The 14,838-nt window shown below is 67.8% G+C and carries 11 protein-coding genes; 8 read left to right on the forward strand and 3 right to left on the reverse strand.

The features are described from left to right. Positions 1-82: 82 nt before the first annotated feature. The 4 genes from LN047_RS25090 to LN047_RS25105 all read left to right on the forward strand — a co-directional run bounded on the left by LN047_RS25090 (position 83) and on the right by LN047_RS25105 (position 6,753). Positions 83-817 (forward strand): GntR family transcriptional regulator, encoded by a 735-nt coding sequence (locus LN047_RS25090; RefSeq protein WP_152382665.1) that lies wholly within the window; start codon positions 83-85, stop codon positions 815-817. Next, entirely contained in the window at positions 817-3,432 is a 2,616-nt protein-coding gene (gene acnD / locus LN047_RS25095; protein WP_373980520.1) for a Fe/S-dependent 2-methylisocitrate dehydratase AcnD, read from the forward strand. Before LN047_RS25090 ends, acnD begins: the two co-directional genes overlap by 1 nt. A 69-nt stretch (positions 3,433-3,501) precedes the next feature. Beyond that, positions 3,502-4,686 carry a 2-methylaconitate cis-trans isomerase PrpF gene (gene prpF / locus LN047_RS25100; protein WP_128829017.1) on the forward strand — a complete coding sequence of 395 codons (1,185 nt, stop codon included), beginning with the start codon at positions 3,502-3,504 and terminating at the stop codon, positions 4,684-4,686. Between the two features lie 222 nt (positions 4,687-4,908). Further along, entirely contained in the window at positions 4,909-6,753 is a 1,845-nt protein-coding gene (locus LN047_RS25105; RefSeq protein WP_152382667.1) for a methyl-accepting chemotaxis protein, read from the forward strand. A gap of 34 nt (positions 6,754-6,787) precedes the next feature. Here the strand turns inward: LN047_RS25105 and LN047_RS25110 are convergent, their stop codons facing one another. Further along, positions 6,788-7,276, reverse strand: a complete 489-nt coding sequence (locus tag LN047_RS25110; protein WP_373980521.1) for a PaaI family thioesterase — start codon at positions 7,274-7,276, stop codon at positions 6,788-6,790. Positions 7,277-7,280: 4 nt separating this feature from the next. Further along, a complete protein-coding gene (locus LN047_RS25115) occupies positions 7,281-8,078 on the reverse strand; it encodes an IclR family transcriptional regulator (protein ID WP_373980522.1) in 798 nt (265 codons plus the stop codon). Between the two features lie 168 nt (positions 8,079-8,246). Between LN047_RS25115 and LN047_RS25120 the strand changes: the two genes are divergently transcribed. From LN047_RS25120 to LN047_RS25135, 4 genes are read left to right on the forward strand one after another with little or no spacing between them, the layout of a single operon-like run. Next, positions 8,247-9,824, forward strand: a complete 1,578-nt coding sequence (locus LN047_RS25120; RefSeq protein WP_373980523.1) for an acyl-CoA synthetase — start codon at positions 8,247-8,249, stop codon at positions 9,822-9,824. A gap of 40 nt (positions 9,825-9,864) precedes the next feature. Beyond that, a complete protein-coding gene (locus tag LN047_RS25125; RefSeq protein WP_313691750.1) occupies positions 9,865-11,010 on the forward strand; it encodes a MaoC family dehydratase N-terminal domain-containing protein in 1,146 nt (381 codons plus the stop codon). A gap of 29 nt (positions 11,011-11,039) precedes the next feature. After that, the gene (locus LN047_RS25130; RefSeq protein WP_373980524.1) at positions 11,040-12,284 is read left to right on the forward strand and encodes a CaiB/BaiF CoA transferase family protein; all 1,245 of its coding nucleotides are present in this window, start codon (positions 11,040-11,042) and stop codon (positions 12,282-12,284) included. Positions 12,285-12,327: 43 nt separating this feature from the next. Further along, positions 12,328-13,293 carry a Bug family tripartite tricarboxylate transporter substrate binding protein gene (locus tag LN047_RS25135; protein ID WP_373980525.1) on the forward strand — a complete coding sequence of 322 codons (966 nt, stop codon included), beginning with the start codon at positions 12,328-12,330 and terminating at the stop codon, positions 13,291-13,293. A gap of 41 nt (positions 13,294-13,334) precedes the next feature. Here LN047_RS25135 and LN047_RS25140 read toward each other — a convergent pair whose 3' ends face one another. Then, positions 13,335-14,747 carry an MFS transporter gene (locus LN047_RS25140; RefSeq protein ID WP_373980526.1) on the reverse strand — a complete coding sequence of 471 codons (1,413 nt, stop codon included), beginning with the start codon at positions 14,745-14,747 and terminating at the stop codon, positions 13,335-13,337. Positions 14,748-14,838 lie beyond the last annotated feature (91 nt).

The raw sequence follows: 14,838 nt of genomic DNA on the forward strand, positions 1-14,838 counted from the left end.
GGAGTAAATTGTTGACAATTCAGCGCGCCAATCGCGCTTTATTCCGAAAATACCGCCTTTAACGGAACGAATTGTCAACACCATGAGCAAAGTGCTCACCTTGCCGGGCGCGCAGGCGGCCGATGGCGCCCCCGCTGGCGAACCCATCGGCGAAACCCTGTCGGACCACATCTTCCGCAAGATCCAGTCCGCCATCGTCAAGGGCGAGATCGCCCCGGGCAGCAAAATCTCCGAGCCCGAGCTGGCGCGCATCCACGGCGTCAGCCGCGGCCCGCTGCGCGAGGCCCTGCACCGGCTGGAGGGCCAGAAGCTGCTGGTGCGCGTGCCGCACGCCGGCGCGCGCGTCGTGTCCCTGTCGATCCAGGAACTGATCGAACTCTACGAAATCCGTGAATCGCTGGAAGGCACCGCCTGCCGCCTGGCCGCCGAACGCATGCCGCCGTCGGAAATCGACGAGCTGCGCGGCGTGCTGGAAGCGCACGAACGCGACGAAGCCTTCCAGGCCGGCCTGGGCTATTACCAGCAGGAAGGGGATTACGATTTCCACTACCGCATCGTCAAGGGCAGCGGCAACCAGATGCTGTTTCGCATGCTGTGCGACGAGCTTTATCAGCTGGCGCGCATGTACCGCATCCAGTATTCGACGACGCCCAATCGCCCGCGGCAGGCCTACGCCGAGCATCACCGCATTCTGGACGCCATCGCCGACGGCGACGGCGAACTGGCCGAACTCCTGATGCGCCGGCACATCCGCGCATCCCGCATCAACATCGAACAACAGATCGCGCAAAGCACCCAACAGCGCACGGAGGCATGATGAACAAGTCGTACCGCAAGAACCTGCCCGGCACCCGCCTGGACTACTTCGACGCCCGCGCGGCCGTGGAGGCCATTGCCCCCGGCGCCTATGACGGCCTGCCCTACACGTCCCGCGTCCTGGCCGAAAACCTGGTGCGCCGCTGCGATCCCGCGCTCTTGACCGACGCGCTCAAGCAGTTGATCGAACGCCGCCGCGATCTGGACTTTCCGTGGTTTCCGGCGCGCGTGGTCTGTCATGACATCCTGGGCCAGACCGCGCTGGTGGACCTGGCGGGCCTGCGCGACGCCATTGCCGACAAGGGCGGCGACCCGGCCAAGGTCAATCCCGTGGTGCCGGTGCAGCTGATCGTGGACCACTCGCTGGCCGTGGAATACGACGGCAACGACCCGGACGCCTTCGCCAAGAACCGCGCGGTCGAAGACCGCCGCAACGAAGACCGCTTCCATTTCATCGACTGGACCAAGCAAGCCTTCGAAAACATCGAGGTCGTGCCGCCGGGCAACGGCATCATGCACCAGATCAACCTGGAGCGGATGTCGCCCGTCATCTACACGCAGGACGGCGTGGCCTTCCCCGACACGCTGGTCGGCACCGACAGCCACACGCCGCACGTCGACGCACTGGGCGTCATCGCCATCGGCGTGGGCGGCCTGGAAGCCGAAAACGTCATGCTGGGCCGCGCGTCGTGGATGCGCCTGCCCGACATCGTCGGCGTGGAATTGTCCGGCCGTGCGCAGCCCGGCATCACCGCCACCGACATCGTGCTGACGCTGACCGAATTCCTGCGCAAGGAAAAGGTGGTGGGCGCGTACCTGGAGTTCTACGGCGAAGGCGCCTCCAGTCTGACGCTGGGCGACCGGGCCACCATCTCGAACATGGCGCCCGAATACGGCGCCACCGCGGCGATGTTCTCCATCGACCAGCAGACCATCGACTACCTGCGCCTGACCGGCCGCGAAGACGAGCAGATTGCGCTGGTGGAAAACTACGCCAAGACCGCCGGCCTGTGGCCCGACAGCCTGAAGACCGCGCAGTACGAGCGCGTGCTGCGCTTTGACCTGTCCACCGTCGTGCGCACGCTGGCCGGCCCGTCCAACCCGCACCGCCGCCTGCCGGTGTCCGACCTGGCCGAGCGCGGCATCGCTGGCGTGGTCGAGAACCAGCCCGGCCTGATGCCCGACGGCGCCGTCATCATCGCCGCCATCACCAGCTGCACCAACACCAGCAACCCGCGCAACGTGATCGCCGCGGGGCTCTTGGCGCGCAACGCCAACCGCGCGGGCCTGGCGCGCAAGCCCTGGGTCAAGAGCTCGCTGGCGCCCGGCTCCAAGGCCGTCCAGCTTTATCTGGAAGAAGCCGGCCTCACGCACGAACTGGAACAACTGGGCTTTGGCGTCGTGGCGTTTGCCTGTACCACGTGCAACGGCATGTCCGGCGCGCTGGACCCGAAGATCCAGCAGGAAATCATCGACCGCGACCTCTATGCCACCGCCGTGCTGTCCGGCAACCGCAACTTCGATGGCCGCATCCACCCGTACGCCAAGCAGGCCTTCCTGGCCTCGCCGCCGCTGGTCGTGGCCTATGCGATTGCCGGCACCATCCGTTTCGACATCGAACGCGACGTGCTGGGCGTGGCCGCCGATGGCCGCGAGATCCGGCTGAAGGACATCTGGCCCAGCGATGAAGAAATCGACGCGATGGTCAAGTCGGCGGTCAAGCCCGAGCAGTTCCGCAAGGTCTACGCCCCCATGTTCGGCATCAAGGACGACCGCCAGACCGCCGTCAGCCCGCTGTACGACTGGCGTGCGCAAAGCACGTATATCCGCCGTCCGCCGTACTGGGAAGGTGCGCTGGCCGGCGAACGCACGCTGCGCGGCATGCTGCCGCTGGCCGTGCTGGGCGACAACATCACCACCGACCACCTGTCGCCGTCCAACGCCATCCTGATGGACAGCGCCGCGGGCGAATACCTGCACAAGATGGGTCTACCCGAAGAGGACTTCAACTCGTACGCCACGCACCGCGGCGACCACCTGACCGCGCAGCGCGCCACCTTCGCCAACCCGAAGCTCTTCAACGAAATGGTGAAGAACGCCGACGGCACCGTGAAGCAAGGCTCGCTGGCGCGCGTGGAACCCGAGGGCAAGGTCATGCGCATGTGGGAAGCCATCGAGACCTACATGGACCGCAAGCAGCCGCTCATCATCGTGGCCGGCGCCGACTACGGCCAGGGCTCGTCGCGCGACTGGGCCGCCAAGGGCGTGCGTCTGGCCGGCGTCGAAGCCATCGTGGCCGAAGGCTTCGAGCGCATCCACCGCACCAACCTCATCGGCATGGGCGTGCTGCCGCTGGAATTCAAGCCGGGCGTGAACCGCAAGACGCTGGCGCTGGACGGCACCGAAAGTTACGACGTCATTGGCGAGCGCAAGCCGCGCGCCGACCTGACGCTGGTCATCCACCGCCGCAACGGCAGCACCGAACAGGTGCCCGTGACCTGCCGGCTGGATACCGCCGAAGAAGTGTCCATCTACGAAGCCGGCGGCGTGCTGCAGCGCTTTGCCCAGGATTTCCTGGAAGCCGCTTCCGCGTCGGACGCCGGCAAGCTGGCCTGACCCGCGCTGTAAAGACCGGCGGGCGGTTGCAGCGCCCGCCGCCCTACTCCGATACTTCAGGATCGTTTCATGTCACATGCTCCCCAAACCAAGATCGCCGCCACCTACATGCGCGGCGGCACCAGCAAAGGCGTGTTCTTCAAGCTGGACGACCTGCCCGAATCGGCCCGCGTGCCGGGCGCGGCGCGCGACGCGCTGCTGCTGCGCGTGATCGGCAGCCCCGACCCCTACGGCAAGCAGATCGACGGCATGGGCGCGGCCACCTCCAGCACCAGCAAGACCGTCATCGTCGCCAAAAGCACGCGCCCCGGCCATGACGTGGATTACCTCTTCGGCCAGGTCTCCATCGACCAGCCCTTCGTGGACTGGAGCGGCAACTGCGGCAACCTGTCCGCCGCGGTCGGGCCCTTTGCCATCACCAACGGCCTGGTCGACGCCGCCCGCATCCCGCAGGACGGGATTGCCATCGTGCGCATCTGGCAGGCCAACATCCAGAAGACCATCGTCGCGCACGTGCCCATTACCGGCGGCGCGGTACAGGAGACCGGCGACTTCGAACTGGACGGCGTGACCTTTCCGGCCGCCGAAGTGCGCCTGGAATTCATGGACCCGGCCGAGGAAGGCGACGGCGGCTCCATGTTCCCCACCGGCAACCTGGTGGACAACCTGGAAGTCCCCGGCGTGGGCACGTTCAAGGCCACGATGATCAACTCCGGCATTCCCACGATCTTCCTGGAAGCCGACGCGCTGGGCTACAGCGGCACGGAACTGCAGGACGCCATCAACGGCGATGCCGCCGCGCTGGCGCGCTTCGAGACCATCCGCGCGCACGGCGCCGTACGCATGGGACTGATCAAGGACATCGCCGAGGCGGCCAGCCGCCAGCACACGCCCAAGGTGGCGTTTGTTGCCTCCCCGAAGGAATACGTGTCCTCCAGCGGCAAGAAGATCGGCACGGGCGACATCGACGTGCTGGTGCGCGCCCTGTCGATGGGCAAGCTGCACCACGCCATGATGGGCACGGCGTCCGTCGCCATCGCCACCGCAGCCGCGGTGCCCGGCACGCTGGTGAACCTGGCGGCTGGCGGCGGCGAGCGCGACAACGTCTGCTTCGGTCACCCGTCGGGCACGCTGCGGGTCGGCGCGCAGGCGCAGCTGGTCGATGGCGAATGGAAAGTGACCAAGGCCATCATGAGCCGCAGCGCGCGGGTGCTGATGGAAGGCAGGGTGCACGTGCCGCGCGAGGGGTTCTGACCCCGCTTTCTTTCGTGTCTGAAGCGCAAAACGGGGCAGATTCTGCCCCGTTTTCTTGTGGTGCTGAAAGCCGGCTGAAACCGCCGCGACGATATTGCTCGGGTTCTGGCGCGGCCCCCTAAAGTCGCCCCCTGCATCTGCCGTTAGCGGGTTGCGGCCGGGGGTTTCCTGGCCGACTTGCAACCCGCCGGCCTTCCCCGCCGGCGTATCCAGTACACGAGCATGAAGATAACGTCGCTGCGCAACCGCATTTTGCTTATTACCTGCTTTACGGTGGTGGGAGCCCTCACGCTCTCCGGCCTCATCACCTACCAGATCGTGCGCGACAACATGATGTCCACCATCGCCGCCACGTTGGACGCCGTGGCCTCGGGCAACGCCAGCGCCATCGAGCGCTGGTCGGCCGACAAGGCGCAGGCGGTCGACGCCACCGCGAAAGTGGTCGAAAAGGGCGATCCCCGCGGCCTGACCCAGCTCATGGGCCAGACCAATGGCTTTCCCATCACCACCATCGGCTGGTCGGACAAGACCTTCTTTTCCACCACCAAGACCGCGGCGGATTACGATCCGACCGCCCGGCCCTGGTACAAGAGCGCCGTCGCCGCCGGCAAGCTGACGGTCACCAAGCCTTACGGCGATTCCACCACCGGCGTGCTGTACGTCGCATTCACCGCGCCGATGATCCGCAACGGCCAGACGGCGGGCGTGCTGAGCGGCGCCGTGCCGCTCGATGGCGTGAAAGACATCATCAAGGCCATCCACCCCACGCCTTCCAGCAGCGCCTTCGTGGTGGCGACCGACGGCCAGGTGATTTCGCACCTGAACGACAAGCTGGCGCTCAAGCCGTCGACCGACATTTCCCCGGCGTTGACCGCCGATGTCGTGGCATCCCTGGCCCGCGACGGCGCCGCCCCCGCCGACATCATGCTGGACGGCGCGCAAAAGCTGCTGAAGGCGCGCCGCGTTCCCGGCACCGACTGGTATCTGGTCGTGGCGCTGGACAAGGCTGAAGCCACGGTCGGCCTGACGCAGGTGCTGCACGCAACCCTGATCTCGCTGGTCGTCCTGACGCTGATCGCCGTGACCATCGCCAGCGTGATCACGTCGCGGGCGTTCAAGCGCCTGTCCGCCGTGCGCGACGCCATGGACACCATCGGCTCGGGCGACGGCGACATGACGCACCGCCTGGCCGTGGTCGGCCATGACGAAGTCGCGCAGATCTCGGCTTCGTTCAACGCGTTCGTGGAGAAGATCACCCACGTCATGCGCGAAGTGCGCAGCGGCGTGCATTCGATGAGCGCCGCCACGCGAGAAATCGACATGGGCAACCGTGATCTGTCGCAGCGCACGGAAACGTCGGCCGCCTCGCTCGAGGAAACCTCTTCGGCGCTGACCGAACTGGCGTCCAGCGTGCGCCAGACCGAGGAAACCGCCGAGCACGCGACGCGCCTGGCCGACGAAGCCAGCGCTGTCGCCGCCCGCGGCGGCCAGGTGGTCAACGACGCGGTCAGCACGATGGACGAGATCTCGAAGTCGTCGCAGCGCATTACCGAGATCATTCGCGTGATCGACGGCATCGCATTCCAGACCAACATCCTGGCGCTGAACGCGGCGGTTGAAGCCGCCCGCGCAGGCGAACAAGGCCGCGGCTTTGCGGTGGTGGCCGGTGAAGTGCGCACGCTGGCGCAGCGCAGCGCCGCGTCCGCGCAGGAGATCAAGACGCTGATCGAGGCGTCCGTCCAGAACGTCAAGAGCGGCACGCAACGCGTGCAGGCCGCGGGTTCGACCATGACCGAGATCGTTGACGGCATCAACCGCGTGCAACGGATGGTGAGCGAGATCCACGGCGCAATGGCCGAACAGAGCACGGGGCTGGGTCAGATCGACCGCTCGGTCGCCGACATGGACCAGGCCACGCAGCAAAATGCCGCGCTGGTCGAACAGTCCACGGCGGCGTCCGGCATGCTGAGCGACCAGGCGCGCGTGCTGGCCGATGCGGTGGCGCGGTTCAAGCTGCGCGAGGAAGAAGCGGCGGGTTCTGCCAGGCTGATCGCGCTGCCCGCCTGATCGCGGACGTGCCTGGCGGGATCCGGGGCGGGGTTTACTTCGCCGCGGCCCCCGCCGCGGGAGCGCCCGCCGCGGGATCGCCCGGCGCGGGACCGCCCGCCGCTGCCCCCACCTGCTTGAGCAGGGCAACGGCTGTCGCAACGACCTGCCCGTCCGTGCTCAGCTCTCCTTGCATGAACACCAGCGAGGACGTCGCCCGCGCCACGCGGCCGCGCACTTCCAGAAACTGGCCTTCGCGCGCCGCCGCCAGAAAATGCGTGTCCAGTTGCACGGTCACGCAGGCGCGCCGGCCCAGCGCTTCCCACGCGATCGCGCTGATGCCGTGATCGAGCAACGCCGTCAGCAATCCGCCATGCACCACGCCAGCCGGATTCAGATGATCGGCGGTGGCCAGGAGGCCGTACGCCCAGCCCTCGTCCTCCTTGCGCACCCACAACGGCCCGATCAGGCCCGCAAAGCCCGCAAGCCCTCTTTTGCGCCACCCTTGCGGCACGGGCAGTTCGACATCCGGTTGCGTGGTCATGCGCTCAGCTCCTGGCGGCCATCAGTTGCGACAACGCGCGCGACTCGTCCTGCAGCGCGCGCGCCAGCGATTCGACGCGCGCCGCGTCGAGCTGTTCGGCCAATCCCGCGGCCACCAGCGCATGCGTCAGGCGCTGATGGCTGTCGAAGACGGGCACCGCGATCACGACGACGCCGTTGATGTAGTTGTTGCGGTCCACGCTGTAGCCTTGGCGGCGCACCACGTCCACGTCGGCTTTCCAGGCCGAGAACTCCGGCGCCTGATCCCAGCGCAAGGCCTTGAAGCGCCGCTCCAGTTCCTTTTCCGACAAATCCGCAAAGGCCGCGACGAGCCGGCCGGTTGCGCTGATCAGCGCGGGAAAGCGGCTGCCCACGTCCACGTGCAGCCGGAACGGCGCATTGGACCGCGACAACGCCAGCACGACCATGTGATCGCTGCCCGACACCTCGACGCCGATGGCGGTAACGCTGGCCGCGTTGGCGATCCGGTCCAGCACGGGTTGGGCCAGCGCGGGAAACGGATTGCTCTCGATCACGCTGCGCGCCAGCGTCAGCATGCCCACGCCCAGGCTGTAGCGCTTGGCGCCGGGATCGACCTTGACCAGGCCTTCTTCCACCAGGACGCGAAGAATGTGCAGGCAGGTGCTGGTCACCATGCCCAATTCCTGCGAGATGGCCTTGAGCGTCATGGGCTCGCCGCCCCGCCCGAGCAGGCGCAGGATCGCGATCGATCGGGTCACGGCCGGCACCGGCCGCACGCGCGGGCCGGCGGCGGCAGGGTCCGGGGTACTGGTTTCACTCATCGGTTTCTCCGTTTTTATTGCGGCAAGCATACCGTGCGGCGACCGCGTCGCGGGTACGGCCACGCGCCACATAATTGTATATATACAATCAGCGAACTCCATTGACAATTTATTTGGCGGCGCGCATAGTGAGTTCCACAGGTTGCCGACCCACACAGGTACGACGAAATGACCAAGCTGACCGATACCCTTTCCTATGCGGACGCCCAGGCGCTTTGCGCCCCCGACAAGCTCTGGGAGCTTTTCGACGGCAACCGCGAGCACATGAACATCGCGCACGAATGCATCGATCGGCACGCGGACAAGGCCGAGCCGGCGATCATCCTGGTGCGTGCGGCGGGCGGGGACGAAACCTACTCGTTCCGCCAGATCGCCGAGCAATCCTCGCGCTTTGCGCACTACCTGACCGAACAGGGCATCCGCCCCGGCGACCGCGTGGCCGTCATGCTGGAACCGTCGCTGCCGTTCTACGTGGCCATGTTCGGCGCCATGAAGATGGGCGCGATCGCCGTGCCGCTGTTCACGCTGTTCGGCCCCGACGGCATCCGGCTGCGCGTGCAGGACTGCCAGCCGCGCATGCTGGTCACCAACGCAGAAAAAGCGCCGCTGGCCGCGGGCGGCGAGGACATGCGTGTCGTCATCGCCGACGAGGCGTTTCTCGGCACGCTGGCCGCCTATCCGTCGCACTACGAATGCCGCACGCGCGCCGACGATCTGGCCATCTTCCAGTACACGTCCGGCACGACCCGCGAGCTGCCCGACGCCGTCAAGCACACGCACCGAGCCCTGGTCACGCTGATGCTGGCCGCGCTGTACGGCACCGGCATCCGCCCCGGCGACCGCTACATGTGCCCGTCGTCGCCCGCCTGGGGACATGGGCTGTGGCACGGCACGCTGGCGCCGCTGGCCTTGGGCGTCACCATCGGCGCGTATGCCGGCAAGTTCAACGCCGAGCGCCTGCTGCAGGCCTTGCAGGAACACCGCTTCAACAACATATCGGCTGCCGCCACCCATTACCGGATGATGCGCAACAGCGGCGCGGCCGGGCGCTACCGCTATCACCTGGACAAGGTGTCCTTCACCGGCGAACCCATCGACAGCGAGACCGCCGCCTTCGTGGAAGCGACTTTCGGCCGGCCGGTCTGCAGCATGTACGGCACGACGGAGATCGGCGTGTGCCTGGTCAATTACCCCGGCGCGCCGGACTTCACCGTCAAGGCCGGCTCGCTGGGCAAGCCCGTGCCGGGATTGCGCGTCGAGGTCCAGGACGCCAACGGCCAGCCCTGCGCGCCCGGCGAAACCGGCGAACTCAAGCTCTGGCGCCGCGACGCCTGGGTCGCCACCAAGGACCTGGGCCGCGTGGACGAAGACGGCTACTTCTGGCACGGCGGCCGCGCCGACGACGTCATCATCTCGGCCGGCTGGACCATGAGCGCCGTCGAGATCGAAGACGCCATCCTCAAGCACCGGGACGTGGCCGAGGCCGCCGCCATCGGCGTGCCCGACCCGCTGCGCGGCCAGGTCGTCAAGGCCTTCGTGGTGTCGGCGCGCCAGGGCGACGACACCTTCGTGGAAGAAATCCAGGACGCCGTGCGCAGCCGCCTCGCGCAGCACGAGTATCCGCGCCAGGTGGTGTTCGTGGCCGAACTGCCCAAGACGCCCGCCGGAAAGATCCATCGCAGGAAATTGCGGGAGCAAGAGCTTGCGACCGCCAACACCACGCCCGCCGGGGCCGCCCACGCCTAGGGCAGTCCGGCACAGGCCATCTTCAAAACCAGGAGACATCATGCTGACCCAGACCAAGACCGAACGCAGCTTTCCCAAGATCACCGAACGCGGGCTGGACGAGCTGCGCGAACGCATCGGCGTGAAGATCGGCGCCACCGCCGAACCGTGGTGCTACGAGGCCACGCGCGACAACATCCGCCACTACGCCCACGGCATCGGCGATGACAACCCCCTGTGGTCGGACCCGGAATACGCGGCCAAGACCCAGCACGGCGGCATCATCGCGCTGCCCAGCTTTCTCTTTGCCACCAGCCGCATCGTGTCGGGCTACGTGGGCGGGCTGCCGGGCGTGCACGCCATGTGGTCGGGCGCGGACTGGACCTGGCACAAGACCGTCAAGCGCAACGACACCATCTCCACCGAAGCGCACCTGAAGAACCTGATCGAACACCAGACGCGCTTTGCCGGCCGCGCCGTGCAGCAGATCTATCACGTGGACTTCTTCAACCAGGACGGCGACAAGGTCGCCGAGGCCGACAGCTGGTGCTTTCGCACCGAACGCGACCACGCGCGCGAACAGGGCAGCAAGTACGCGGAAGTCCGCGCACGCGAGCCGCGCCGCTACAGCCCCGAGGAAATCAAGGAAGCCTACAAGCTCTACGCCCAGGAAGAAGTCCGCGGCGCCACGCCGCGCTACTGGGAAGACGTGAAGGAAGGCGAGGAACTGCCCGTGATGTTCAAGGGCCCGATGACGGTGACCGGCTTCATCGCCTTCGCGCAGGGCTGGGGCGGCCTGTACATCCGCGCCAACAAACTGGCGTGGCAGCTCATCGACGCGCATCCGGGCGTGGGGATCACCAACCGCTTCGGCATTCCCGACGTGCCCGAGCGCGTCCACTGGGAAGAAGACTTCGCGCTGGAAGTCGGCGCGCCTGGCGCCTACGACTACGGTCCCGAGCGCAACTCGTGGCTGACCCACCACCTCACCAACTGGATGGGCGACGCGGGGTTCCTGCGCAAGTCCATGTGCAAGATCCGCCGTCACAACCCCGAGGGCGACATGCTGTTCTTCAAGGGCAAGGTCGTGCGCAAGTATGTGGAAGACGGCCGGCACCTGGTCGAAATCGAACAGGAAGCGCGCAACCAGGACGACGAGCTGTCCGTACTGGGCTCCGGTGTGGTCGAATTGCCTACCCGCGCCTGACCGGCGGCAACCCCAAGACGAGGTGGGCGATGTCTGATTCATCGGAACAAGCTGCACCCAGTCCCGCGCCTCGCGCGCGGGGCGCGCTGGACGGCCTGCGCGTCATCGACCTGTCGCGCGTCCTGGCCGGTCCGCTGTGCTCGCAAATGCTGGCGGACCAGGGCGCGGACGTCATCAAGATCGAGCCGCCCGGCGGCGACGAGACCCGCAGCCTGGGGCCGCCGGTCAACGAAGCGGGCGACGCGGCCTACTTCACCGCCGTCAATCGCGGCAAACGGGCCATCGGACTGGACCTGTCCCGGCCCGCCGGACGCGACGTGCTTTTTGCGCTGCTGGCCGATGCGGACGTCCTGATCGAAAACTTCATCCCCGGCACGATGGCCAAATGGGGGCTGGACTTTGAGGCGGACCTCAAACCCCGCTTTCCCCAGCTGATCTACTGCGCCATCACGGGCTTTGGCGACGACGGCCCGCTGGGCGGCCTGCCCGGCTACGACGCGGTGCTGCAGGCCATGTGCGGCCTGATGAGCATCAACGGCGAACCGGCCAGCGGCCCGACCCGCATCGGCGTACCCATCGTCGACCACCTGACCGGCTACACCGCGCAGTCCGGCATCCTGCTGGCGCTTTACCACCGGGCGCGCACCGGCGTGGGCCAGCGAGTCGAGGTCACGCTGTTCGACACCGCGCTCAGCCTGCTGGTGCCGCACGCCGCCAACTGGATGCACACCGACCAGACGCCGGGCCTCTTGGGCAGCGCGCATCCCAACATTGCCCCATACGACCGCTATGCCTGCCGCGATGGCGAGATCTTCCTGGGCGTGGTGAACGACCGCCAGTTCCGCCGCTTCTGCGACTACGCCGGCCTGACGGCATTGCCCGACGACCCGCGCTTTGCCACCAACCGGTCGCGGCTTGCGCACCGCGACGCATTGCGCGACGCCATCGAACACGCGCTGGCGACGCGTTCTCGGGACGCGCTATGCGCCGAGCTGATGCAGCTGGGCGTACCGGCGGGCCCGGTCAACAGCGTGCCCGAAGCCTTTGCGCAGGCGCACACCGCGCATCGCGGCATGCGCGTGGATCGCGATGGCTATCACGGCATCGGTCCGGCAGTCCGGCTGTCGCAGGCGCCCGCGCGCGTCAAGCGCCCGCCGCCCGCCTATGCGCAACACACCGTCGAGGTCCTGCGGGAGGCCGGCTTCGACGACTCACAAATCGCGGCGTTGCAGGAACAGGGCATCCTGCCGCGATGGCCGCCTCCCAAGCCCTAGCCGCACCCGCATGCAGCACACCATAAAAAACGAGGAGACCACCATGAAGACCATACGCCTCATCGCCGCGCTCGCGGCGCCGCTGCTGTTCGCGCAACCTGCCTCGGCCGCCGACAGCTATCCCTCCAAACCCGTCAAGATCATCGTCCCCTACCAGGCCGGCCAAGGCACCGACGTCGCCGCCCGCTACCTGGCCGAATACCTGGCCCGTGACCTGGGCCAACCGTTCATCGTGGAAAACCGCCCGGGCGCTGGCGGCAACATCGGCGCCTCCGAGGTCGCGCGCGCCGCCCCCGACGGCTACACGCTGCTGATGGGCACCAACGGCACGCACGTGCTGAACCAGTACATGTACGCGTCCACCAACTTCGACCCGGAAAAAGACTTCACGCCGGTCATGCTGGTCAGCTCGTTTCCCATGGTGCTGCTGACCACGCCGTCCTCGCCCTACGCCAGCCTGGCCGACCTGCGCAACGCGTCCAAGGCCAAGCCCGACAGCGTCAACGTGGGCATGCCCAGCACCACCGCGCGCCTCGTCTACGAACTGCTCAAGCAGCAGGGCGTCACCAGCATCCGGGGCATTCCCTACAAGGGTTCGGCCACCGCCACCACCGACTTGATGGGCGGTCAGGTGCAGCTCGGCATCGACACCGTCAGCGCCGCGCGCTCGTTCATCACCAGCGGCAAGTTGCGTCCGCTGGCGGTGACCTCGTTGAAGGAGTCGGCCCTGCTGCCCGGCGTGCCTTCCGTGGCGGCGCAGGGGCTGGACGGCTTTCAGGTGATCGCGTGGAACGGCCTGTATGCACCCAAGGGCACGCCGCCCGCGGCCGTGAAGCGGCTGAACGACGACCTGACCAAGATCCTCGCGCGTCCGGAAGTCCGGCAGAAGCTGCTGGACCTGGGCCACGAACCGGGCGGCGGCACGCCCGACGAACTGGCGGCCTTCGCCCGCAGCGAACGGCTGAAGTGGCAGCCGCTGATCGTGCAGGCGGGCCTGAAGGCGGAGTGATGCGCTGACGGCCGGCGGCGGGCGGCCCTGTCCGGACTGCGTTACGGCTGGACGGCGGCAAGCCGCTCGCTGCTTGCCGCGACGGCGGCCATCGCCAGCCCGCACAGCACGGCGGCCAGGACAAACGTAGCGCGCAGCCCGGCCGCCAGCGCGGCGGGCGGCGCATCGGCCAATGACGCGGCCCCGGCGCCCGCGGCAAACACCGCGCCCATTGCCGAGGCGCCCGTGATCAGGCCCAGGTTGCGCGACAGGTTCAGCATGCCCGACACGGCGCCGCGTTCGCTGCCGCCTGCGGCCGCCATCACCGCCGTGTTGTTGGCTGCCTGGAACAGTGCATACCCCGCCGTCATCGTGGCAAGCGCCGCGACGTAACCCGTCACGCCGAACGCCAGCGCGGCGGCCGGCAGCGCGGCGCAGGCGCCGCCCACCGCGCCCAGCGAAAGCAACGTCATCGGCCGGCTGCCGAAACGATCCACGCAGCGGCCCGCCGGCACGCCGGCCAGCGCCGCCACGAGCGGACCGCAGGACATCGCCAGTCCGACCTGCACGGCGCTCAACCCCAATGCCCCCGACAGATAGAACGGCCCCACCACCAAGGTCGCCATCATCACCGTGGCGACCAGCGCATTGGCCGCAAAGCCGCCCGCCAGCAACGGGTTGCCGATCATGGCCGGCCGCACCAGCGGCTGCGCCGTCCGGGCCTGCGCCCACATGAACAGGCCCGCGCCGCCTGCCGCCGCAGCCAGCAGAATGACATTGAGCACCCCAAAACTGCCACGGCCCAGCGTCATGGACAGCGCATAGGCGGCCAGCGTCAGCGCCAGCAGCACGCTGCCCGGCCAGTCGAAGCGAACCGGTTGATGCGCGGCGCGCTGCGCATCGCGGGGCAGGTGCCGCCAGGCCAGCCAGAACGCCAGCAGCCCCAGCGGCAGATTCACCAGGAAGATCGCCCGCCACCCCGCCCCGGCGATCAGGGCGCCGCCCAGCGTCGGCCCGAGCGCGGTGCCGGCCGCCGACATCGTGCCCAGCAGACCCATGTCGCTGCCGGCCCGCCGCTTCGGCGCCGCCTCGCCCGCAAAGGCCATGGCAAGCGTCATCAACACGGCCGCGCCCATGCCCTGCGCGGCACGCGCGGCCACCAGCGTCCACAGGCCGGGCGCCACCCCGCACAGCACCGACGCGGCGGTAAACCACGCCAGCCCGGCCAGCATCAGACGGCGCCGGCCGATCAGGTCGCCCAGCCGCCCGGCGCTGACCACCGCAATCGTGATGGCCAGCAGATAAGCCAGCACGACCCACTGCACCGACTGGAACGGCGCGCCGAATGCCAGCGTGAATGCCGGCAGGCCGACGTTGGCGATGCTGGTGCCCAGCGAAGAAAGCAGCATCGCCAGCGACAGGCAGCACAGTAGCGCCAGACGGGGCTGGGAGGGCGAGGGATCGGAAATCGGCATGATGGCGTCCTGAATGGAAGAGACAGGACACCAGCGTAGGCCGCAATATCACCTGGCGGAAGGCGCAGCATTTGCAGCTAATACCTGCACG

Origin of the sequence: Achromobacter sp. JD417 (assembly GCF_041879325.1) — a bacterium.
In the GTDB taxonomy this organism is placed as follows: Bacteria; Pseudomonadota; Gammaproteobacteria; order Burkholderiales; family Burkholderiaceae_B; genus Achromobacter; species Achromobacter mucicolens.